General features: G+C 41.6%; 21 protein-coding genes. All 21 read right to left on the reverse strand.

Features of this window, described 5'->3' with window-relative positions; genetic code table 11:
* Positions 1–240: 240 nt before the first annotated feature.
* The 21 genes from T515_RS09765 to T515_RS16670 all read right to left on the reverse strand — a co-directional run bounded on the left by T515_RS09765 (position 241) and on the right by T515_RS16670 (position 22,424).
* Positions 241–1,449 carry a hypothetical protein gene (locus tag T515_RS09765; protein ID WP_036610390.1) on the reverse strand — a complete coding sequence of 403 codons (1,209 nt, stop codon included), beginning with the start codon at positions 1,447–1,449 and terminating at the stop codon, positions 241–243.
* Positions 1,450–1,578: 129 nt separating this feature from the next.
* Positions 1,579–2,337: a hypothetical protein gene (locus T515_RS16660; protein WP_051671618.1), complete on the reverse strand. Its 759-nt coding sequence runs from the start codon at positions 2,335–2,337 to the stop codon at positions 1,579–1,581.
* A 32-nt stretch (positions 2,338–2,369) separates the two neighbouring features.
* Positions 2,370–2,780 carry a CPBP family intramembrane glutamic endopeptidase gene (locus T515_RS17605; protein WP_197026419.1) on the reverse strand — a complete coding sequence of 137 codons (411 nt, stop codon included), beginning with the start codon at positions 2,778–2,780 and terminating at the stop codon, positions 2,370–2,372.
* Positions 2,781–3,047: 267 nt separating this feature from the next.
* A complete protein-coding gene (locus T515_RS09780; protein WP_036610395.1) occupies positions 3,048–4,172 on the reverse strand; it encodes an ABC transporter permease in 1,125 nt (374 codons plus the stop codon).
* Complete coding sequence (locus tag T515_RS09785; RefSeq protein ID WP_036610398.1) at positions 4,169–5,377, reverse strand: ABC transporter permease; 1,209 nt, start codon at positions 5,375–5,377, stop codon at positions 4,169–4,171. The genes T515_RS09780 and T515_RS09785 overlap by 4 nt, the downstream gene beginning before the upstream one ends.
* 35 nt (positions 5,378–5,412) lie before the next feature.
* Complete coding sequence (locus T515_RS09790; protein ID WP_036610401.1) at positions 5,413–6,030, reverse strand: ABC transporter ATP-binding protein; 618 nt, start codon at positions 6,028–6,030, stop codon at positions 5,413–5,415.
* A 63-nt stretch (positions 6,031–6,093) separates the two neighbouring features.
* Positions 6,094–8,001, reverse strand: a complete 1,908-nt coding sequence (locus T515_RS09795) for a zinc ribbon domain-containing protein (RefSeq protein ID WP_036610404.1) — start codon at positions 7,999–8,001, stop codon at positions 6,094–6,096.
* Between the two features lie 305 nt (positions 8,002–8,306).
* Positions 8,307–9,488 carry a cobalt-precorrin 5A hydrolase gene (locus T515_RS09800; RefSeq protein ID WP_051671619.1) on the reverse strand — a complete coding sequence of 394 codons (1,182 nt, stop codon included), beginning with the start codon at positions 9,486–9,488 and terminating at the stop codon, positions 8,307–8,309.
* A 26-nt stretch (positions 9,489–9,514) separates the two neighbouring features.
* Positions 9,515–10,312, reverse strand: a complete 798-nt coding sequence (gene cobM, locus T515_RS09805) for a precorrin-4 C(11)-methyltransferase (RefSeq protein WP_036610405.1) — start codon at positions 10,310–10,312, stop codon at positions 9,515–9,517.
* A gap of 201 nt (positions 10,313–10,513) precedes the next feature.
* Positions 10,514–11,971 carry a cobalt-precorrin-5B (C(1))-methyltransferase CbiD gene (cbiD, locus tag T515_RS09810; RefSeq protein ID WP_036610408.1) on the reverse strand — a complete coding sequence of 486 codons (1,458 nt, stop codon included), beginning with the start codon at positions 11,969–11,971 and terminating at the stop codon, positions 10,514–10,516.
* A 27-nt stretch (positions 11,972–11,998) separates the two neighbouring features.
* Positions 11,999–12,547: a histidine phosphatase family protein gene (locus T515_RS09815; RefSeq protein WP_036610410.1), complete on the reverse strand. Its 549-nt coding sequence runs from the start codon at positions 12,545–12,547 to the stop codon at positions 11,999–12,001.
* Between the two features lie 112 nt (positions 12,548–12,659).
* On the reverse strand, positions 12,660–13,142 hold the full coding sequence (locus T515_RS09820) for an NUDIX hydrolase (protein WP_036610412.1): 483 nt from the start codon (positions 13,140–13,142) through the stop codon (positions 12,660–12,662).
* 17 nt (positions 13,143–13,159) lie between these two features.
* The gene (locus T515_RS16665; protein WP_051671620.1) at positions 13,160–14,101 is read right to left on the reverse strand and encodes a hypothetical protein; all 942 of its coding nucleotides are present in this window, start codon (positions 14,099–14,101) and stop codon (positions 13,160–13,162) included.
* 69 nt (positions 14,102–14,170) lie between these two features.
* Positions 14,171–15,121, reverse strand: a complete 951-nt coding sequence (locus T515_RS09830) for a DNA-directed RNA polymerase subunit alpha (protein WP_036610416.1) — start codon at positions 15,119–15,121, stop codon at positions 14,171–14,173.
* A gap of 285 nt (positions 15,122–15,406) precedes the next feature.
* Positions 15,407–16,258, reverse strand: a complete 852-nt coding sequence (locus T515_RS09835; RefSeq protein WP_036610419.1) for a replication initiation protein — start codon at positions 16,256–16,258, stop codon at positions 15,407–15,409.
* A 1,203-nt stretch (positions 16,259–17,461) separates the two neighbouring features.
* Positions 17,462–18,946, reverse strand: a complete 1,485-nt coding sequence (locus T515_RS09840; protein WP_036610422.1) for a hypothetical protein — start codon at positions 18,944–18,946, stop codon at positions 17,462–17,464.
* An 11-nt stretch (positions 18,947–18,957) separates the two neighbouring features.
* Positions 18,958–19,338: a hypothetical protein gene (locus tag T515_RS09845; protein ID WP_036610423.1), complete on the reverse strand. Its 381-nt coding sequence runs from the start codon at positions 19,336–19,338 to the stop codon at positions 18,958–18,960.
* A gap of 72 nt (positions 19,339–19,410) precedes the next feature.
* The gene (locus T515_RS09850) at positions 19,411–20,520 is read right to left on the reverse strand and encodes a sigma-70 family RNA polymerase sigma factor (protein ID WP_051671621.1); all 1,110 of its coding nucleotides are present in this window, start codon (positions 20,518–20,520) and stop codon (positions 19,411–19,413) included.
* A 357-nt stretch (positions 20,521–20,877) separates the two neighbouring features.
* Positions 20,878–21,510: a rhomboid family intramembrane serine protease gene (locus T515_RS09855; RefSeq protein ID WP_051671622.1), complete on the reverse strand. Its 633-nt coding sequence runs from the start codon at positions 21,508–21,510 to the stop codon at positions 20,878–20,880.
* A 100-nt stretch (positions 21,511–21,610) separates the two neighbouring features.
* A complete protein-coding gene (locus T515_RS09860; protein WP_330372656.1) occupies positions 21,611–21,820 on the reverse strand; it encodes a GAF domain-containing protein in 210 nt (69 codons plus the stop codon).
* Positions 21,821–21,833: 13 nt separating this feature from the next.
* A complete protein-coding gene (locus T515_RS16670; protein WP_051671623.1) occupies positions 21,834–22,424 on the reverse strand; it encodes a hypothetical protein in 591 nt (196 codons plus the stop codon).
* Positions 22,425–22,427 lie beyond the last annotated feature (3 nt).

Consider the following 22,427-nt stretch of genomic DNA (forward strand, 5'->3'; position numbering starts at 1 on the left):
TATTCATACAGATTTTCATAAAGCGATACTATTAATTCTTATAATAACAAAGCACGATTCCCAGATCCGGAATCGTGCTTTTTCGTTATCATTTACTAAAGTCTTACCCTAAATAATTATGGAAACTGAAGTGTCCATTTTCCTGACTACAGTTTAATCCCTACTAAACTTTGAAATTCTGATTATACCAGATTTTCTCAAAATCAAAAAATCATGCTTGAATCAGTAGTTTAAAGAGTTTTACTTCAGCTCCATCTTTCCCAAAAACTCCTCAATGATCGCATCAGTAGCCATCTGCTTATCCTCATCAGAGCTGTAGGTTGAGGAGATTTTCACCACAAAGATGCCGTCATCTCTCGGAACCAGATAGTTCGTGTAAACCTGATCACCATCTTCGTAAGGTCCTTTGCTCACAAGTACTATGCACCCTTCGATGTCCTTAAATGTCACATCCTCTGTTCTTTCGAGATCTGCATCTTCATCAGCAAGGTGAGAACGAAGATCCTTGATGACATTGTCCATATCGGAGCCTTCTTTTCTATATAATTCAATCATGAATTCATTCCAGTCATCACTTTCCACATTAACAAAGGCATCTGTATCCTCCGCCTCCAAAGAACAGATCTCCCGCATATCAAACTGAGTGGTATAAGCGAAATTACCTACATAATCAATGATCTGATCTTCATCCCTTGTGGGCGGTGCATTGAGAACCTGAACCGGCGCCCAGCCGAACTCCTGATACTGGGTGATATACAGTCCATTTTTGTTGATATAATTTGCCAATGACTCAGCAAGATACTTATCACGATCATCACAGGCCTTCAGATATGCATCCTTCAACCCCTCTTTACCGAAAAGCCTGTCAAGAGAAGCATCAAATCCCGAACCATCCTCAAGGAAATCAAAGTCACTAACGATAGGACTACCGCCTGTTGTATCAAGATGGGCTACACCACCGAATGAACCTCCGCCCTCTTCGATAAGAGAAGTCTTCATCAGCTGATACTTATAAATCATGTATTCGCCCCAAAGCTTCACATCCTTTGGATCACAGTCATCCATCTTAAGAACGACTGGTACGCATATATTAAGATCTGCTGCCTCATCTCCAAAACTGTTTTCTACAAGGAAATGACAAACACTGTCTGCATACTCAGCCCAGTCTTCCGTGCCATAGTAATGATATTCCGGAAGGGGTAATGTGGGATAATCAATCTCTTCCGCCGGGGTTTCTTTTACTTCCGAAACAGACTCGTCCTGAGCCACTTTGCTTTCTTCCGTATTCCCTTTACTATCTTTAGACCCTGATTCTGTTTCCTCTGCCTGTGATTCTGCCGCCGGTTTTGTTTCAGCCACCGGAGCCGGATCATTTGCGGAATTTCCGCATCCAAAAACTCCAAAAGCAAAAATACAGGCTGCTGCCATAAGTGCCAGCTTCTTTTTCATTTACTGCTTCCTCCCTCCATTAATACATGTTTTTCGTCGTTTATTTCCGACATACATATGCATATCTAATTTAATCTCTCATTGATAGATGTATCACTTTACCAACTGATAAGTTTATGGTGCAAATCACTAATCGGTTCCAAATTTCAATATCGGATGCCTGTCCTGATCTATAAGTGCATATACAGAAAACACAATTGAACCGACTAAAGCCATGATGAGATCATCCATTGTATCGATAAGTCCTATGTCGATATATCCCGGGAGAATCTGACCTCCCACCGTGACTTCACCTATATTTTCTATGGATTCTATAGCTCCCGTATTTCCCGCAAGAAGGTATGAATCTATTCTGGAAACAAACACATCTTTCTGCATATCCAAAAGCCATACTTTATCCACCATATACTCTGTTATTTCCCAAAGGACCGCGATGAAAACAGAAAGAGATATTGCAAAAACAATATTTCTGATCCGCGCTTTTTTACTGCCCTCATCTCCGATAGACAGATAATAGTATCCAAACAATGTAAACAGAAATCCTTCGGTGAAATGCATCATATCATCCCACCAGGAAAAACGCATATATAAACCTAAGCAATACCCCATTGCATGTCCCAATGTGTAGAAAACCGAAAAAACATACACAGCCCATGGAATCGTCATGTTAAAAAGGAGTTCCATACCTATGGGAATCATGGCTAAAATCATGGTGATTACCACTATTAAAGCGTTACCCCTGTCATTTCCGATAGTCAGATAGTATAAAATCAAAAAAGATAAAACAGTCTCAATAAAGAGAAGAAATATTGTTTTTCCTTTTCTCTTTTTTAGTTTTTGATACAGCATATCTTTTATTCGTTTTTCCATTACCATTACATATTCCATATCAGCACCCGCTCCTACCACATTCCGTACTATCAGGCAAGCCCCACCGCTCTCGGTAAAAATCCCAGGAAGAAATGAAGAGCCCATACACCCCAGATATTCCTGTCTCTTTCATAAAGAATTCCTGTGAGAATACAGAGGACTCCGGCAGCAACCATAAAGTACAGCGGAAAATGCATGTGATAGATACAAAACAATAATCCTATATAGATCAGTGTGCCCTTCTTATTACCGCCCATAGCCTGTTTTACATTATCCTGCCACAGCGGTTTTATCAAAAGCTCCTGCCACAAGGAACTTAAAGGATAAAACCACCGGAAATTAATATTTAGATAAAGAGCAAACAGTGGTCGTTCCAGGTAAACCGGATCTGTTGAACTCTTATAAAGTCTGTAACCATATAAAACCACGGAATATATAAGTATTATAGCCGCTACTTCCATGATCTCCCGTTTGAAATTACAGTCCTTTGAGATCCTGAAACAGGAAAAAGAAAAAGACAGTTTCCCGCATAAAATTAAACTCACCACTATCACTGATATGATAAACATAAATATTTTTATCAGTAAATATTCACTTCCCGGTATCGTATATCCTGGTAATGTCTTTTCACATATCTTATTTGTAACAACTAATATAAGAATACTGACTAAGCTTAATATAAAAACCGATCTGTTCTTGTTCTCTACATTTTCCAATTCTGTCTTCCTTTAATGAATTTTCTTTTTACTGAACCCCCATGATATGCATATCCCCAGTATAAACCAGCAGGCAAACACCAGCATGGCCCCTAAGAAAAATCTCTTTTCCAATATGGCCTCATACAACCAGTGTCCGGGAATGATAACAGATGTTGTCCCCCAAAGATTTGCCCAGTCGGGAAGTTCGCACAGAAGCCCCGAAAAAAGTGAAACTACCATGGTACTGATGGGAGATATCAAAACAAGATTTGAAAATTTGCCTGACATGCAACAGATTATAAGAGCAAAAGCTGCAGATGAGCATATATAAATCAAAAACGAAATAAACACATTGCAAGGATCAGGGTGCCCGCTTGTTATAAGAACCGGAATAAATCCAAGGAATGATATAACAACTCCGGGAAGTGACTGAAAAATAAAGAGCAGTGTAATTTTTCCTCCTCTGCCGGAAACTCTTCTCAAAAGTCCGGTACTTGAATAATTACACATCCATGTACCGCTTATGCAAAGATAAAACATGGCAAAAACCGCATACCACCGTATACCGAAATAGTTTTCTTCCTCTTCTGTTTTCTCTTCCTTACCCATAACACTCTCTATATCCAGGAGTGATTCTCTGTTCCATACATCCTTAATCTCTTCTCTGAATTCCGTAATGTCACTCTGACTGACACCTTGTATTTCTCCTATTCTCTTTTCAACAAGGGTTTCCGACCAGACTTTAATGACATCATTTATCACCATTTCAGTAAAGGTCGTCATATCATAGGAATCCGCCATGACCGTAATGTGAACCAGGGATTCATATTCACTTCTCCCGATCTTTTCCGAAAAATCAGGAACAATTTCAATTATACCCTGTGCTTTATTACCGGCAACTGCTTTTACGGCTTCATCATAGCTTGTTACATTGTATTTGAAAGCTTCTTCAGAAGAAAGAATGTCTATGAGACGACTGCCAAGCAGACCCTTATCTTCGTTTACAATTTCTATAATGATGCCCTTGGCATTTTCTTTTTCACTGTATTTCGAAATATATATAGAAACTACCACAGCTATAATGATTACAGCCAATGAAGAAAAATCCATAAGCAGTGCCCTTGCTCTGCCCTTAAGCAATGCGAAATAATTCATAGGGCACTCCTTTTCATGTAAATAACAAATCCTGCAGCAGAAAATATCACAAATGCAGAAAATAAAACAAACATATCGAATGCATAACGTTCAATCATAAGATTAAACATACCATTGGAAAAAATACTCACGCTGGCTCTAAAAGGAGAAATTCTCATTAGCAGAGCTAATGCTTCCGGAATATCTGTCTTGTCTGATAAAAATGCCACTGATGCTACCGATGCTGTTCCGAAATACAGTCCGGCCCAAAGCGCAGATTGCCCCCGCTTAAACATTGAACCTATAAGTACAGCTAAAGATGAGAATACCAGGGAAGTCAATATGATTCCCGGGATAACAGACAAGGCGAAATTAAGCTCTATCTGTCTTAACAAACGCGCAACCGGGAACATGATTAAAAATGAAAACAGAATCAGAATTGCTCCTGAAATAATTCTGGCTATAAAGTACAAAAGAAGTCTTTTGGCCGGAATACTTCTTTTATTAAAAATTTCCGATAAATCGAGACTGGTTAGGTAAATGACGGGAAATGAAGACATGTATGCACATGTGGCAAAAAGAAGGGCAATGGCAAATCTGAAATGATAATCGGCTCCAAAAAGAAAAATACCGTTTTTCCCTATAACTCTTCCCCTATGAATGAACACGTTTTGCAGATCCAGGACTCCCTCATCCCAGATTCTGAATATCTCATCCTCACTTAATCCCAGTTTCTTTGCAATTCCTACAGCGATATTCACAAGCCGGATTCCCTGACCGAAAACAGATAAGCTGCTTTTTATTCCTGTATAAAATGTCAGGGCATCAAATGCACGGGAAGGTGTATAGTAAAACTCCATAACCACTCTGTTCCCGTTCATGGAATCAGCGTATGTGTCGGGAGGAATGTACATAAACACAGCAACCTTTCCTTCGTCCACCATACGCTCTCCCGTTTCTTTTTCTTTTACTGGATAAACAGCTACATTACCCTTTTTAACCTCATAATTGATGATTATATTCATCAACTGATCAACGCTTTCACTGTTATCCTCATTCAGAATCGCCCCGGAAAAAAATGCCCCGTTTCCCTGGGTAAGCACGGGAGCCAGGAACAATGCAAACATCAGAATTACAGGGATAGGGGAAAGCATAGCAATAAAAGCCGTTTTTCCACGGCCAAACAGTCTTTTTATATCATATAGTATGAACAAAAAAGGATTCATTCCATAACCCCCATACCATATTTACACCACCGGACTTACACAGTTAAATGTCCCCTTTCAATTCTCAATGAACGGTCCGTAAGGGGTAAAAGAATCGTCGGATTATGCTCAGTTACTATCATGGCGCATCCCTTGTCTTTTTCTTTTCTTAAAAGCTGTTCGATGCATTCTCCTCCGTGAGCATCTATCCCGGCAAGAGGTTCATCCAGTAACAGATAATCATATTTTCCCATCAACGCAACAGCCAGATTGACTCTTCTTCTTTGTCCGCCGGAAAGTCTGTCTACACGCTTTCTTTTGAAATCCGTCATTTCAAGCTCGTTTATGAGATATTCTGCACGTTCTGTATTTTCTTTTCCTTTAAGGGATGACCACGCATAAAGATTCTCTAAAACAGTCAATTCCTCAAAAAGAACAATCTCCTGAGGTACATAAGCTATCTTTTCCTTAGCCTGTTTTCCTTTGAGACCATCTACCGTCACTTCACCGGAATCCGGTTTAAGAATCATGGCAAGCATAGAGAGAAGTGTGCTCTTACCGCTTCCATTGGAACCAAGCAATGCTATTATCTCCCCTTTTTCAAGGGACAAAGATGCATTATCCACTGCTGTATACCTGCCATATCTTTTAACGAGTCCCTTTGCTTCAATCATATACGATACCTGTTATCTTTTTAATGTAGCAGCACACCCTCAGATCGATATGCCTGCTGCGTATCATCTGTTTTTGGTCATCAGTGAAATAACATATCCCAGACGCACAAGAGAATTTCTGTTTCCCATGTTTGCAAAATTTGAATAGGATTTAGCTTTATCACCCAGCATTTTAGCATTAAGGTTTTCTTTCAGAACATCGAGATCACTTCCGCAATCAATGCCTGATTCAGGAAGAAACACAGGCGCCTTGATCTTGTCTTCCTGAAGTTTTCCTCTTTCATAGTTTGTGGTTATTTTTGCATGTCCTTCTTTGGTTTCGATTTCAGTCACAAATTGACCTTTTCCATCGGTTATTTCCTGACTGATGGAACCTGTGAAACTATCTTCCTGGAGATGGATTTTTCCGGTATTCTTTCCGGTTTTAATAGTGAAGCTTCCCCTGAGATTTCGATCCAGACCGTTAATTGTTCCGGTTTCATCAACCACTATTGAAAATTCACCAAAATTTATTTTGTTTAAAACTTCATATCCTGAGTCAATGGAATAAACTCCATCCTCGTAATATAATCCTTTTCCTTTTTCTGACGGAACATCGATAATAGTCTGTTTTTCCTTACCGCTACTATAACCGCTTAAATTAATGCTGTATGTCTCCGTGCCTTTGGTGCTGCTTATGACAACTCCTACAGGACTGTTCTTGTAGGAATACGTCGTTACTGTGAGGCTTATGCTGTCATCTGTTTCATTTTCTCCGAAAATCTCTTTCGTATCAATATCATCACCCCTTGAAATACCCACAGTAATGAGTTTTATCATGCCCTCCATAAGGTCTCTCGCTTCCTGCCCCTTCACAGTAACGCTGACTGTATCACATTCCTGAGTCTTACCGAAAACGGTATAGTCTCCCTTGGCTTTTTCGAATTCTTTTTTATCTAATTCCGCAAGTGATCCTTCGAGGAAATCTTCCAACTGTTTATCCCAGTCAACTTCTTTTTCTGAAGACATCCCAGTCAACATAAGCGTATATCTGTCAATGGCCTGATAAGCTCCCAGTGACTTTGCGCTGCTTTCATCCAACATGTACCTGACCATAGGAGAACTTGTATTAGCCGGAGAATAGATGAATTCATTTCCATTGTAGTACACTCCTCCGGTTCCAAGAGATGCATCTCCCATGCTTACCGATAAAGTATACGCGGAATCTCCGCTTCCGGAATCATAACTGTATGTTTGCTCCAAAGCATACTCCTGATCTTTTCCTGAAGCATCCGATTCTATAGTGGTGATTTTTGTTGTTGTATGTGAATCCTTCGAGTCATCCATTCCCAAATGAACCATTGCCTCAACAGGCTTTGTACCGAAGTCCGTGAACTCATCACTGAAATTTCTGGTTACCGAAACAACATTTTCCGCAAACAGGGTCTTTGGATCTTTGAACATTCCTGGCAAAAGCTTAAATGCGAAAAATCCGCCAACAGCGAGAACAGCCAGAACAGCAACACCGGCTCCGATTCCAACTGCCAAACCTGATTTTTTCTTTGGCTTAACCGTGCCGTACTGCATCTGTGACTGACCATACATATTAGGCTGGCCATACATATTTGACTGACCCTGCATATTCGGCTGGCCATACATATTTGACTGACCCTGCGCACTCGGCTGGCCGTACATATTTTGCTGTCCCTGCATATTCGGCTGGCCGTACATATTTGACTGACCCTGCATATTCGGCTGGCCATACATATTTTGCTGTCCCTGCGCATTCGGCTGGCCATACATATTTTGCTGTCCCTGCGCATTCGGCTGGCCATACATATTTTGCTGTCCCTGCGCACTCGGCTGGCCGTACATATTCGGCTGATCCTGCGCACTCGGCTGGCCCTGCATCATGTTTTGAAGCGAAGCTCCACATTTACGACAAAACTTCATATTCCCGGTGACAGCAGCTCCGCATTTTGGACAAGTCATTTGCATAATATCCTCCTCATAAATTAAGCCTATTATTTGTAATCTCTGCCACACAAATGCAGATCTAATTGGCTCTATAACAACCGTCTTCCTTTTATACCTGACACAGATTTCCATCTGAATAACTCTATTTCAGGTATCTTAACCGTACAATCATCCGTATCTATTTCATATTTCGTCAAAAGTCAAAATTTATATTAATTAAAACGACCGATTTATCATTTATCTCCCATCTTAGATGATTTCAGGTTGGCGGGCCTATCGAAAAAAAAAGAACGAGGCCGGCTTCGACCTCATTCTCTGACTCACATTGCCACCGCTATCGCCAGTGTCACATTTCCGTATATCTGTTTGTGTACTAAAACTTTTTCGCAGCCGTTTCTTGATGCAGCATAGGCTGCCGCCCTTTCGCAGACATTGGAAACACCTGTAACGCTCTGAACGAAGGCGCTTGCCGCAAAGTCACCCTCAAGAGAACTTAGCTCCTCCGGGGTATAGGTGATAAAAGGTATTTCTCTCTTATAGCTGAATGTCAGTATGCCCTGCTCATTCTTTTTTATATCAATGCTTACAAGCGCCGCAACCGAAGAAGGATCGATACCTGAAGACTTAAGGCAGTTGTCATAGGCCTTCATCACATCTTCCTCGGAAACACCCTTCCTGGCTCCGATTCCCACATATATCCGCTTCGCCGTGAGCCTGAGTCCGATGGCATCGAAAGGCCTGATAACCGGCTCCTCATACTGAAGATACTTAGTCCGGTAACTGATGACTATATCAGCCTTATCGATTTCTTTCGATGATAGCATTTCGGCTTCCGCGATTCCGGGTCTCTTCCGGAGATTTTCCATACCTATATCACTGTATATCCGCAGTTTCTCACCTCTCAGCACCTTCGCCTGAGCTTCCTTTGCCTTTCCGAAATCAGAAATGATAAAGCCATTTTCCTTTGCAAAAACATCTACAGAAAAGGCACCCTCTATATCTGAAGCTGTGGTGATAACAGGCTCTGCTGAAATTAGTTTGGAAATATAATCAGTCAGTTCATTGGCTCCGCCCAGGTGCCCGGAAAGCAGTGAAATAACAAAATGGCCCGCTTCATCAATCACCATAACCGCAGGATCCTCCGATTTATGTTTGATAAATGGAGCTATGGCTCGAACAGCTATTCCCGTGGATCCTATAAAGATAATGGCTGAAGCTTTATCTCTTTCCCTTACCGGGTCATCCTTCATAGAAGCAGTGTCCGAAGAACCCGCAGCTTCATTTTCGGATCTCCCAAACCAAAGTGACATAAGTTCATTTAATTCCCTGGGATCAGAAATCTCAGGAAGAGCCTTTGTCTTTGCATAAAGGCCGATATCCCATTTACTGTCTCCGATCATTCCTGAAATCTCCCCCGGAACACCATTCCCAAGGCATCTTTCCATTATGCTTTTCCCAAGCTTATATCCCTTTTCTGTAAAAGCAATGATTTCTACTCTCACGAAACTGCCTCCATACAATAGAAAAATCAATCATAAATTTGTTTCCCGGGTTTTTCTCCCCTGTAAGCTGTAACAAAATTACGGTCATACAGCTTTGAGTATTCGTATACTGTTTTATCGTCAATTGCCGCGCCCACTATTATAAGAGCCTGCTTCATATTTCCGTCTTCACGCTTTGCTTCGTCACGATAAAATGCTTCAGGAAGCTTTGCCAATGTTGTCCTCACCACTTCTTCATCAGGCCAGGTGGCTCTGAATACCACAGCTGCAGGTGTGTCTCCGGCATACCCTCCCGCTATCAGTTCATCTCTTACCTTTTCCGATAAGGTGGCAGACAAAAACAGTACCATGGTAGCCTGATGTTCAGCAAGTTTTCTCAGCTTTTCCTTCTCCGGCACCGGTGTCCGTCCTTCCGCCCTTGTGATGATAACTGTCTGTGTCACTCCGGGAAGCGTATACTCCTTTTTCAGAGCTGCTGCAGCTCCTGAAAATGAACTTACCCCGGGGCAGACATCATACTCTATGCCGTTTTGCTTAAGCCAGTCCATCTGCTCACGTATGGCGCCATATAAACTCGGATCCCCTGTATGGAGCCTTACCACAGTCTTTTTTTCTTTCCCGGCTCTCCTGTAGATTTCTGTAACATCTATGAGATCCATTTCTTTTGAATCAAAAATCTCTGCAGTTTCCCTGCAGTTTGAAAGAAGCTCCGCATTTACCAGAGATCCGGCGTAAATTACTATGTCCGCCTCTCTGAGAAGTCTCAGTCCCTTAACTGTAATAAGCTCCGGATCTCCCGGGCCTGCTCCAACAAAATGTACCATATAGTTCACCTTAATATTATATTGCACGCTCCACATGCCTCGTGGCAGATTTCGTAGGAATCTGTCATGTAGCGTCAGCCCTCGCGAAGCGAATTCGAATGGGCTGACGTTCCCAGAGAGCACGGAAGGACCCTTTAGCGGCCTTCCGTGAGTAATATGGGAAAATCAGAATGTGAAGGATTGGATTTGTACTTAATTCCTTCAGACAATTCTCCCCTCAAACTTCTTCAGCAGTCTGTCTGCTTCCCCGCATTTTCCGACTATCCCGAATCTCTCGGAATAGACAATAACTCCAAACTTCATCTTACCCTTTATGCGGTGCTCCATATGAAACTCAACTTCCTTCATTATGGATGCCATGACTTCTTCTCTGAGACCCATTTCATTGAGTCTCGTAAGCATTTCTTCTGTGGTAGCGGCTTCTCTCATGGCTCTCACCTGCTCCCTGGTTCCGCCGCAAAGTGCAAGGTGTGCTGCAAATATCTCCCACCTGCCGTCAGCAACCTTACTGTGGGTATTCATTATCCCCGCAGCAAGCTTTACGAGCTTTCCAACATTTCCGATAAGAAGAAAGCTTCCGCAGCCGTAAGCTATGGCAAGGTCTATAGCTTCTCCGATATAATTCGATACCGTAACACATCTATCCGGATCAAGCCCCAGCTCCTCCGCATAACGCTTCCCGTAATTTCCCGGAACCGCAATGATACCCGATGTTTTGGTCTGAAAATTCCCATTATTTTCAGGCATTTCACGGTTACCGTTATCCCCAATGTTTATAACGGTATTTTCAACATCAGAAACATAAGACATCTCTTCCCGGGAATCCTTTTCTGTTTCATCCTTTTGATTATTTTTTTCTCTCTGAAAAAACATTTTCTGCCGGATCTCTGTCTCAATGGTGGCCACTATTGAGGCCTCAGACATTGGCTCAACTATTCCCGTGGTACCGAGGATGGAAATGCCTCCCTCTATACCAAGCATGGGGTTAAATGTCTTCTTCGCAAGTTCCTCACCATCCGGAACTATCACTGTAATGAGAAATATCTCTCTGTGATCCTCATTCCCTGTTGATTCCAAAACATCCCTTACGGCACGGAAAATCATCTCTCTTGGCACCGGATTAATGGCGCTCTCACCTATATTCTGGTGGAGTCCGGGCTTCGTTACTACACCTACTCCCTTTCCTCCTGCGAGAAAAAGGCCTTTATCACTCTCTTTTACACTACCATGGGTCAGGTTTGGACCGGATTCATCAGAGCTTGTATCTGACCCACCAACAAAGTTTGAAGGCCCGCTTTCAAACTTGAAAGCATGGAGGGGGACATCCTCCGGTGCCACTTCCTCTATCCTTACATGAATTTCCGTTCCGTTTGTAACATCGGGATCATCCCCTGCATCCTTTAGAGTGAAAAACTCCGAATAAACTATTCCATCCTGTTTCCTGATGGAGCCATTTTGAGATAAATCAGGCTTGTCAGAATCACACTTTGAAACTTTGAGAGAAACCGTATCCCCTCCCGGAAGTGTTATGTTCACGGCCTCGGGAACCTGTCCTGTAAGTAGATTCAGCATGGCAGCCTTACCGCAGGCTGCAGCACAGGTTCCGGTGGTCAGACCGCATCTTAATTCTTTTTGATTTTTCCGAATTATTCTATCCATATATCAACATATAACAAATTTACGGTATCAGAAATCAAACTCCCTAAGCTCTGCGTTCTTTACTCCGAAAGCCGCAAATTCCTCATTGGTCATATTTTCAAAATAAGACATTATAAATCTTGCGATACCGTTATGAGCCACCAGAAGATATACCTTATCCGGCTCCTTCTTTATATCATCCAGAAGATTGTAGATCCTCTGAGCCACTCTGAACATGGACTCTCCACCCTCATAATCATTTATGAAATTCTGTTTAGCCAGCTTAAAATCCTGACCGTCCCTTGGTGTTGACTCCCATTTTCCAAAATTCTGCTCTATGAGCCGCTGTTCTTTACGCATTGGAATACCTGTGATCTTTGAAATCTCCTCTGCTGTATCATAAGCTCTTGAAAGTGGTGATGTTATGATCTCATCGATATGAATCTCTCCCCCATCTATCCTCTTCTTAATCTCCATTGCGGTCTCTCTTGCCTGCTCGTGTCCCTTCTCAGTAAGGGGGCTGTCTGTTGCACCGCAGATCTTGTTCTCAACATTCCAGACTGTCTGTCCGTGACGTACAAAATAAAATTTTCCCATTTTTACCTCCATGGGTCAGGCACAAGCCGAATTTATACGAGCTTGTATCTGACCCGCTAATTAAGTTTGAAAGTTTACTTTCAAACTTATCCTCCAACTGTTTTTTCGGAAATCAGTTTTCAATTAAATAATCTTTCCCGTCAAGCTTCGCTTCCAGAAGCCTGTCCTCCGCATCATATACAAGCTTCAGAGAAAAGAAATCCTGTCTCTCAAGGAGAAGCTTAAGGAATATCCTGTCTCCCGGCCAGACATTAAGCGTGGGAACATCTTTCTTTGCAATCCACTTCAGTTCTCCCTCATTACACTCTGTCTGCTCTCCGGAAAAACCATCTGCAGTGAAAAGATGCATGTACTCAGACTCCGCCCTTCCTGAAATGAAGGTCACTATCCCTCTGTATCTCCAGGATGTCAATGTATAGCCCGTCTCTTCTCTCACTTCCCGAAGAAGACATTCCTCAGGACTCTCATCCCTCTCAAATTTGCCTCCTACACCTATCCATTTGCCTTCATTTAAGTCATTCTTCTTTTTGGTTCTATGAAGCATGAGATACTGCTCATCATTTTCTATATAACATAGAGTTGTAAGTATAGCCAAAATTCATTCTCCTTTATTCACACCGACAGCATCTGCGGAAGTATCCAGTAGTGAACCTCTGTCCTCTTGAACCCCTCCGTCATGCGCCTAAGCTTATGATACATGGGCTTTCCGTCATAGGGTCCCTCCCATAAATCCGCAAAAACATAGTCATAATCACCGTCTTTTACTGTTTTCATGAATTCAAATGCATCTCCCTGTATGATCCTTATCTTTGCGGAAACATCTTTCCCGGACTCGTCCTTTCCAAGCTGAATACGTATGTAATTCTCGAAGAGTTCTATGGTCTCGGCATCTCTTTCAATGACCGTCACAGTGGATACCGAAGACTTTCTCGCTGTCATATATGCGTAGTATGAAAGACCGAGACCAAGTGTCAGAACCCTGCCTTTGGCATTATCAATATCCTCTTTCATGGTAATGATCTCGCCCGGGGACAAACTCATCCATACAGCTTCCTCCGGCTTATCTTCAGTTATGCATGGTACCTCCAGAGCATCCCTTAGATATCCGTAATGAGGAATATACATCCCCTCCACCATATCGGGATTTAACTCTATTATTTCCCCCTGATCATATGAAAGTGTCGCAAAATGATGATTTCCCAGGGTCAGATCATCGGGAATCATTATATTTCGATAATAGGGATCTGTATACACGAGACTGGCTGAGATACCTGTTAAATGGGCATGTAAAATGTCAGAAATATACAGCCTTTGATCCTTATCCTTCGTTAGATATCCGGAAAGTATCATGGCAACATACCATCCCTCCGGATCCGCCAGCATTTTCATATTTCCGATTTTTTGTGCCTGTCTCCGGACCATTTCTATATCCGATTCGGTAAAAGGAACTACAGGACGCTGTCTTGCGATCTCTGCCCGGATATCCTTCATCATACGGCTCATTCGGTTTTCTTCGATTGAGAAACTGTATTCTTTTTTATCAAAATCATTCATAGTTGTAGTATATCAAAAAAGACGGTTTCTTTCGAAACCGTCTTTTTGTTATGTTTACCTGATTTTCAATTACTCTGCATCTCTGCTGCTGAGTACAAGTCCCATGGACTCAAGCTTACCAAGGATCTCGTCGATTGACTTACGACCCATATTACGAACCTTTGAAAGGTCCTCAAGATTCTTACTGCAAAGATCACCAACTGTGTTGATGCCTGCTCTCTTAAGACAATTATAAGAACGAACACTGAGCTCAAGCTCATCGATGTTCATGTTCATAAGATCGTTAGAATCGCTATTTCCTGCGTCCTCAACCTTAACCTCGCTCTCAACACTGACATCCATATCTGCAAAAAGCTTAAGATGTGAGTCAAGAATACGGGCAGAAAGAGAAACTGCATCATCTGGAGCCATAGTTCCGTTTGTGGTAACATCAAGAGTAAGCTTCTCTTCGTTGGTACCCTCTATCTGATCGATGACCATATTTACTCTGACTACAGGGCAATAGATAGAATCAACTGCAATGACACCGATAGGAAGATCGCTGCGGTCACGAGTGTTGGCACCGTCATAACCACGACCCTTTGTCATCTTTATCTCCATATAAAGTCTTGCTTCCTTACCTGAAAGTGTAGCAATGACCTGATCCTTGTTTACGATCTCTACTTCTGAAGTAACCTTGATATCAGAACCACGAACGATACCTTCTCCGGCATAGTCGATATATGCCATAACAGGATCATCGCTTGATGATGTATTTTTAATTGCAAGCTTCTTTAAGTTAAGGATGATATCGCTGACATCTTCCTTAACACCAGGGATGGATGAAAACTCATGATAAACTCCATCAATCTTTACCTCGCTAACTGCAGCGCCAGGCATTGATGAGAGAAGAATACGTCTTAAAGAATTTCCGATAACTGTGCCCTCACCCTTTGCAAGTGGTGCGCATACAAAACGTCCAAACTTCTTATCATCTGAGATTTCCTCAACTTCGAGAACCGGTTTGATTTCTACTGCCATTACCCTACCTCTTTATATTAGAATCGCTGAAACAACATAGTAGCACATGATCTAAGCGCGTCATCTATCGAATTACAGACTATCGCTATTTTTAGAATCAAGCTATTCTATTATAGCGTTTTTTTATTACATGTCTAGTCTTTTTTGAAAAAAAGTATAAAAAAATGGACGCATTTTATTGCATCCACTTAAATTTGTAGTAAAATAATATCCTTATAAGCTATTTTTTCCGATATTTTATTCTTTCGCCATATCTTCAGCAGAAATATAAACACTGCTGCTTCATCAGGCGATCTCCACCAGTGAACCGGATTCATCAAAATTCAGAGTCAGCTGACCCTTGAACTGCAGATTACGCTTTTCTATCTTGCTGACAGTCTTATTATATGTAGCAAAACGATCCAGAGTATCCTTATTCTCAATATACAGTCTGATATGAGTGATACGCTTTCCCTGCAGCTTTCCCTTTACCAGCTCACCCTTATCTGTGATACAGTCATAAGATACCGTAATATCCGTATACTCGTTGATCTCTTTTATTGCAGGAGAAAGAACTCTCTGCTTGAAATTACCGAAAGCGCTGTATACATCCGCCATCAGATTTTCCCTTAAAGCATCTATGGAAATATCAACATGTCCCTTATATGCATAGGACTTTGCAAGCTCATACAAACGTGGTGAGTACTTGCTGGTCATGGAAAGAATATTGTAAAGCTCGTATTCCGTAAAATTGTTCTGAATTCCGAGAAGATAGGTCTTGATACGACTATCCAGTATCAGACTTATGGTTCCCTTTCGCTCATTGTACTCAGGCTCGTTGAACCATCTTAATTTTATGACTCTGTTGTCAATGTTTACCCAGAAAGCCTTCTCGTCTATAGAATCGATCATATTTCTGAAATCACGATATACATTCTTAGGATCAATACCGCAAAGTCTGGCAAAATCCAATGCCCTGATCTCGTATTTTTTGAACTCTTCCTCACCGGGCTTAATCATGGTGATAACGTAGTTTACGAGTTTCTGCTCATTAGCTGTGAGATTATACTTTGCCTTCTGAATAAGGGCATTATCCTTAACAACCAGGTATGTACGCTGATCGTCCATCTTCTGTTTTTGCGTCTTATATGTAGCCATCTGCAAAACTCCGTTTCACGTTTATCATGTCAATATAGTAAAACTCATAAAGTGAAAAATCAATGACCGTAATTTTGTTATATCTCTATTCTTACCTGATTTTCCACCGTAACCTCCCTAAAGTTGCATTATCCTTTCATGCCAATATCTGCGACCGGGCATACAGAGCAAATATTTTTTGCTTTTGTTACCTGTGTTTTTTCGCGTGCACGTTTATATTTTTTTAGGGTTTGGTTTTTATTTGATTTATTTAATATTATATATATTTATATTATTTAATAGCCAAAAACCGCAGAATTACGTTGTTTTTTGTCCACATAAATAACATTTTTACGGTGACCCATAACAAATTTACGGCGAGGTCTAACACGATGACGGTTAAAGATAACAAATAAACGGTATCAGAAAAGCTGCATTTGTACACTCCTGATTACGGGTTAAAAATCGATATCGGGATACGGAATGCCTTGAAAAAGTCAGAATAGTAGTACGTTTTTCCGCTGTTTGTCCTCTTTGAGCTGAAAGTTGAGTCAATTTTTCTGCCTGACTCGTCAAATAGCACTAATTCAAAGCCGGATTTTTGTTAAATTCGTCTTATAACAAAATTACGGTCACAGGATAGATAAGATAACACAATGACGGTGGTTTCGTAAAGAATAATTAAGCCGTAATTTTGTTATAAAAAGCCTGTGTTTTTGAACACATAACATATTTACGGTAGACACACGGGGTTGTGTGGAAAATATGGTAAAATGATTCATTTCAAAATTACGACGCAATTTCGTAGTTTTTTCTGTGACATCATACGGATTTTATTCTATATGATTGCTTAAAATATAACTAAAATACGGTATTTACCGGATTAACGTATTAAAACTTACGGAAGAATTTCAATCGTAAGAAAAATGTAAGCCGTAATTTTGTTATAGGTTATCAGTAATGGGCCTTTCCCCGGTGATCGGTATGAGATAACAGTTATTTTTTTGTCCTTTTTTCCGTTTTCAGATCAACTTATAACATTTATACGGTGAAAAGCAGCCGTCAAATGAAAGGAACCGAGAGTAAATAATGAAAACATAACAGAATTACGGTAAGAAACATATAACAAAAAAACGGCATCACCCCGAAGGATGATACCGTCATGATGATATAAGTTCAGACCGTAATTCTGTTATAAAGTCTGAATACGAAACCGTATATTTGTTAGATCTCTATCTTCTCCAATAAATTTCCTATATCTTCAACCGGCTCCTGCTCTTTCAGCTTCCATACCGCGTTTTTAATAGCGGCAGACGGAACATAATCGTCCTTCAGCCATTCATGAAGGGTGCTGAGAGCCATCCGGCGGTTAGCATTAACAGGACAGTTAAGAGAATATATAATGAAATCTTCGCCCTCTCCTGCAGTGTCTGCAAGGTTTTGAACCAGAAAAGCGAGCTGATGGTAAGGACGATACTCCTCTCCTATACCGAGGTTGTCTTTAGGACCTGATGCCATCATCTGAAGGGGGAGCTTGTCTCTGTAAATGGCAAAAAGCTTTCCGAGGGTATCCGAATCCTTGGGAAGGATGTCTGCCAGGGAAGCATTGGCAGCAAAATCCTCTGAAATGGCATTAAGGATCTCGTCGCGACAGTCTATGCCCATACGTCCGGCAATACGGAATCCCTTCTTTTCGGCGATGAACTGCTGAACTGCTGTCCTGATGGAATCGGAATTTAGAAGCTTTTCAAGTCTGTCGCCCAGCTTTCCGGATTCAGGGAATATGTTATTGCTCAGGTAGTCTCTGATATCAAGAAGAGTTGCGATAGTTTCCGGTGTATGAGATCTGTTTTCGGACTGCTTCAGGAATCCGCCTATGATCTCACTTCTGTCACTCATGGAGCTGATGCCCTGAAGAGAGCCTTCATTGAGCAGTCCTTCCATGATGGGTCTCGAAAGCAGATAGTCATCAAAGTTAAATGCAGGATTTGCAAATACCTTTCCGAGATTGATCTTTTCTGCAACTGTACGTGCTGAATAGGCAGTTCCGATGTTGTTCTTTACACCTTCATGGAAGAGCCAGTCCTTTACTTTTCCCGAGGCAGCATCGATATGCTCCACAGCATGGATTCGTCCCCAGCCTCTTGTGTGCTTTGCAAAGTCAAGAATTGCTTCAGTTGAGTCCTTCCAGGTCTCTGCTACAAAAATGGAGAAAAGTGTAAACTCCTCCGAACGTGCAAGAGTACGTACAACATCCTTAACTGCGTCATTATCGTCGGTATCCATCATTTCAAGTAAAACAAGTGCGAACTTGAGACATTCGGGATTATCTGTTTTAACTATGATGTTGGCAGCAAACTCAAAAAGAGCTTCAGCGTCTATAGTGCCTAAGTTGTCATTGACCCACTGCTCTATTTTCTCCACCAATGGCAGCATACGACAGTCTTTATCGGAAAAGAAATCCCGGAGATCATATTCTGCGGCGTCGAAATCATGCCGGGATGCCTCATTGATGATCTCAATGAGACCTTCCATATCGCTGTTTCCCGGCAGGTTATGAAACAGATACATGCCGTCCAAAGCCCCGTCTACAAGAGGGACTTTTTCCCGGGACTGTGCCAATGTATCTCCGGAGAGACGGAAACCTTCCGGAAGCATATCGTTTGAACGGATGTTATCGCTGATAAGTTCAAATAAAGATGTAGACATGAGTCCTCCGTTTAATAACCAAAATGTTCACGCTGGGTGTCGGCATCAAAAATCTTGTTGTAAGCTGCGGTACCCTGAATAAATATCCTGATGAGATACCATTCCACGCCCTTTATAACTACCATTTCTCCTACTTCCTTTTTGGCAAAGGGGTGGTTTGGCAGATTGATGCGTGTTGTGATCTTCTTCTTTCCGTCGGAGATCATAACATAATCTCCAACCTGAGCGCCGGATTTACCTTTAAGCTTTGTCTGGTAGAAAGGCTTGGCTGCTGTGCCGGGCTTACCCTTTGCTCCCTTTGAAGCAGGCTTCTTACCGAAGGAGCCCGGTCTGTTTCCGTTTTTTGAAGATTTTCCGGAATTTCCGGATTTACGTGTTTGCTTTTCGTTCATTTATTACCTCTTAAAAAATACAATGAAAAAGCTTTCTGCTATTTTATAACAGAAAGCCGAAATTAAAAATACTTATGACTCAAGGAATCCGTCCAGCTCACGCTTGTACTTTGGATTCTGGAGTTTATGTAATGCCTTGTTCTCGATCTGACGGATACGCTCTCTGGTTACGTGGTAAATGGTTCCGATCTCTTCAAGAGTTCTTTCGTGACCATCCACAAGACCGTAACGCATCTCAAGGACTTCCCGCTCTCTGTCGCTGAGATTAACGAGAATCTTGTCGAGCTGCTGCTTCATCATTACATTGTTGATGTTCTGCTCCGGAGATGTGATCTTATCATCCGCAATGAAAGATCCGAGATCAGAATCTTCATCCTCACCTACTTTGCTGTCCAGTGAAGCCGGACCTGCATCGTAATTGATGACTTCCTGAATTCTTTCTTCAGGGATATCAAGCGCCAGGCTCAGATCCTGGGTGGTAGGCTCGTGACCGAGCTCCAATGCCAGCTGACGTGAAGTCTTCTTTATTTTATTGATAAGCTCAACCATATGTACAGGAACTCTGATGGTTCTGGACTGGTCTGCAAGGGCTCTTGCTATGGACTGACGTATCCACCATGTTGCGTAGGTAGAAAGCTTGAAGCCTCTGTCCGGTTCAAACTTTTCAACTCCGCGCATGAGGCCAATGTTTCCCTCCTGGATGAGATCAAGGAAGTTCATGCCACGGCCTGTGTAACGTTTTGCGATGGAAACAACAAGTCGAAGGTTACATTCCACCAGCTCCTGCTTTGCACTTAAGTCGCCGTTTTTGCAGCGTACAGCAAGGTCATGCTCTCTTTCCGGTGTAAGAAGCGGATAGCTTCCGATTTCCTTGAGATAGATTCGTACAGGATCGTCTGCGGAGATATTCTCAAGATTTGAAAGAGCCTCCATATCAAGAGCTCTTGCTTCCTTATCTTCTTCGGAAAGATCATCTTCAGAAATTTCCTCATCGGAAAAATCATCATTTCCGGAGCTGATACCGATGCTTATATCTGTTTTCGTATTTTTAGTGATGACATCAGAGCTGTCATCATATCCCGTATAGTTTATACTTTCATTGGAAGACAGGACTGAATAATCAAGTGTGTCAACATCTGCAGCTTCGCGATCTTCCGTAACTATTCTATTATCTTCTGACATAAAAAAACCTATATTCTATGAATTGCTTATCTAAAACAAGACAGCCTTTCTATTTTATTTTAAAAAATGGAAGAAAGCAAGAGCTAACATATAAAAATATTTTATACACTAAAAAAGTCCCGGTGTGCGGCCGGGACTCAAAAAGGATTTGATTGAAGTGAGTAGATAAATTTTATGGAGTGTGCATTTATTTAATATATCGTTCTCAACTGTCTTAACTATACACAACTCCTGAAAATAGTGATTGAAGAAAAACGAAATCTGATATTATGAAATTCTTAAGACGCTGAGGGTTATTTATTAAGGTCATTCAAAGGGGTGAAATAAGCCTTAAATTAAGGGTTTCTGCCGTAAATTCTAGTTTGTTGTTTTTTCTCTTCGCAGATTAAATCTTATTATTTCCTGCATGATGAAAGCAAGTACCAGTCCTCCAAGCAGTCCTCCGAAATGAGCTGCAAAGTCAATAGAGGGATCATTGATACCTGCAACCAGAGAAAGGAAAATAGAAAGAATCACTCTCTGGATAGGAAAGACTTTACGAAGCTTCGGATTCAGTGCAAAAAGAATGAAAACAGCCAAAAGACCGAAGATGGCTCCGCTTGCTCCGGCAGAGATATTGAAAACACCTGTGTTCCACTCAAAGAACATGGAAGCCATATTGCCGATGATCCCCGAAAAGATGTAAAGCACCAGGAAAAGGAAATGTCCGAAATAATGCTCTACATAAGGGCCTATGGCGCATAGGGAAATCATATTTGCTCCGATATGTTCCACTCCGAAGTGAATAAATATGGATGTAAAAATACGATATACTTCACCCCGGAAAATTACATAGGGAGTGTATAGAGCCCCGAAATTAATGGCTGTATGTATATTTTCACTTCCGCCGTTCAGTTCCTCTGCAAGGAATATGATGACATTTATGAAGATAAGGATGTAGGTGATAAAAGGAATCCATTTATAATTGATTTTGTTCTGTTCTGTACTCATGAAAGAGATTATAACATCATTACGGTAAATTTCGACCCCTAAAATAAATGGCGATGAAAAATCAGCATATTTTCCACCGCCATAAATCACTTTTTAATTTTTATTCCCATTCGGTTACTTCTTCAAGTCCTCTTACCAGTTCCTCAAGTCCTTCTCTGTCCTCTTCTGTAAATCTGGAAAGGCTCGGGCTGTCAATATCCAGTACACCGACAATTTCTGCCGTAATTTTGTTATGAATCGGAACAACTATCTCAGAATTGGATGCACTGTCACAGGCGATATGTCCCGGGAACAGATGAACGTCATCCACCAGCTAATCACACTCAATCCTTCGCTGCGGTAAGTACAGTTGGGATGCCATAGTAATTTCCGCTCCAGGTCATTTCGCCGTTTCCGAAGCTTATTATCACATCGCCTCCGGTTGTGGTCATGGTGTAGCTTCCGTCCTGATTAACGGGAAGTGTTATGGTACCGATCTGTCCGTCCTCGTAGGCTATGGAAAGATTCAGGTTCTTTTCCGTGTCAATGTTTACCTGAAGAGTCAGTATGTCAACTCCATTGAATGGAAGCGTCATGCTCATGGAGTCTGCCGTGGTGAAATGATATCTTCCGTTATTTACATTGGCAGCATCTGTAGTACCGGAAAAAGCAATGTTTTCGTGAGCCTTATCCGTGAGTACAGAACGCTCCTGTATAACTCCCGCCACTGTCCAGGCGCCGTTTTCATTAACAGTGTAACCGTCTGGAGTGATACCTCCCTTTTGAAGGTCGCCTTCATCCGTAAAGTAATAGCAGGCGGCAAGTCCGTCGCCGTTAGTGTCTATCCAGGCCCATGAGCCTGCAAAAGAAGAAAAAGCAAAGGATGCTGTTGCCATGGCAGCGATTAAAGAAGTTAAAAGCTTTGTTCGTTTCATATC

The sequence above is a fragment of the Oribacterium sp. P6A1 genome (assembly GCF_000702885.1).
In the GTDB taxonomy this organism is placed as follows: Bacteria; Bacillota; Clostridia; order Lachnospirales; family Lachnospiraceae; genus Oribacterium.

Bases quoted from the DNA above. Each gene is read 5' to 3' on its own strand.
- T515_RS17605 (WP_197026419.1), bottom strand. From the start codon at position 2,780: ATGGAAGTAGCGGCTATAATACTTATATATTCCGTGGTTTTATATGGT.
- cobM (WP_036610405.1), bottom strand. From the start codon at position 10,312: ATGGTACATTTTGTTGGAGCAGGCCCGGGAGATCCGGAGCTTATTACA.
- T515_RS09790 (WP_036610401.1), bottom strand. From the start codon at position 6,030: ATGATTGAAGCAAAGGGACTCGTTAAAAGATATGGCAGGTATACAGCA.
- T515_RS09835 (WP_036610419.1), bottom strand. From the start codon at position 16,258: ATGGCTACATATAAGACGCAAAAACAGAAGATGGACGATCAGCGTACA.
- T515_RS09850 (WP_051671621.1), bottom strand. From the start codon at position 20,520: ATGTCAGAAGATAATAGAATAGTTACGGAAGATCGCGAAGCTGCAGAT.
- T515_RS16660 (WP_051671618.1), bottom strand. From the start codon at position 2,337: ATGGAATATGTAATGGTAATGGAAAAACGAATAAAAGATATGCTGTAT.
- T515_RS16665 (WP_051671620.1), bottom strand. From the start codon at position 14,101: ATGAATGATTTTGATAAAAAAGAATACAGTTTCTCAATCGAAGAAAAC.
- T515_RS16670 (WP_051671623.1), bottom strand. From the start codon at position 22,424: ATGAAACGAACAAAGCTTTTAACTTCTTTAATCGCTGCCATGGCAACA.
- T515_RS09785 (WP_036610398.1), bottom strand. From the start codon at position 5,377: ATGAATCCTTTTTTGTTCATACTATATGATATAAAAAGACTGTTTGGC.
- T515_RS09830 (WP_036610416.1), bottom strand. From the start codon at position 15,121: ATGGCAGTAGAAATCAAACCGGTTCTCGAAGTTGAGGAAATCTCAGAT.
- T515_RS09815 (WP_036610410.1), bottom strand. From the start codon at position 12,547: ATGGGAAAATTTTATTTTGTACGTCACGGACAGACAGTCTGGAATGTT.
- T515_RS09795 (WP_036610404.1), bottom strand. From the start codon at position 8,001: ATGACTTGTCCAAAATGCGGAGCTGCTGTCACCGGGAATATGAAGTTT.
- T515_RS09840 (WP_036610422.1), bottom strand. From the start codon at position 18,946: ATGTCTACATCTTTATTTGAACTTATCAGCGATAACATCCGTTCAAAC.
- T515_RS09845 (WP_036610423.1), bottom strand. From the start codon at position 19,338: ATGAACGAAAAGCAAACACGTAAATCCGGAAATTCCGGAAAATCTTCA.
- T515_RS09780 (WP_036610395.1), bottom strand. From the start codon at position 4,172: ATGAATTATTTCGCATTGCTTAAGGGCAGAGCAAGGGCACTGCTTATG.
- cbiD (WP_036610408.1), bottom strand. From the start codon at position 11,971: ATGGATAGAATAATTCGGAAAAATCAAAAAGAATTAAGATGCGGTCTG.
- T515_RS09765 (WP_036610390.1), bottom strand. From the start codon at position 1,449: ATGAAAAAGAAGCTGGCACTTATGGCAGCAGCCTGTATTTTTGCTTTT.
- T515_RS09855 (WP_051671622.1), bottom strand. From the start codon at position 21,510: ATGAGTACAGAACAGAACAAAATCAATTATAAATGGATTCCTTTTATC.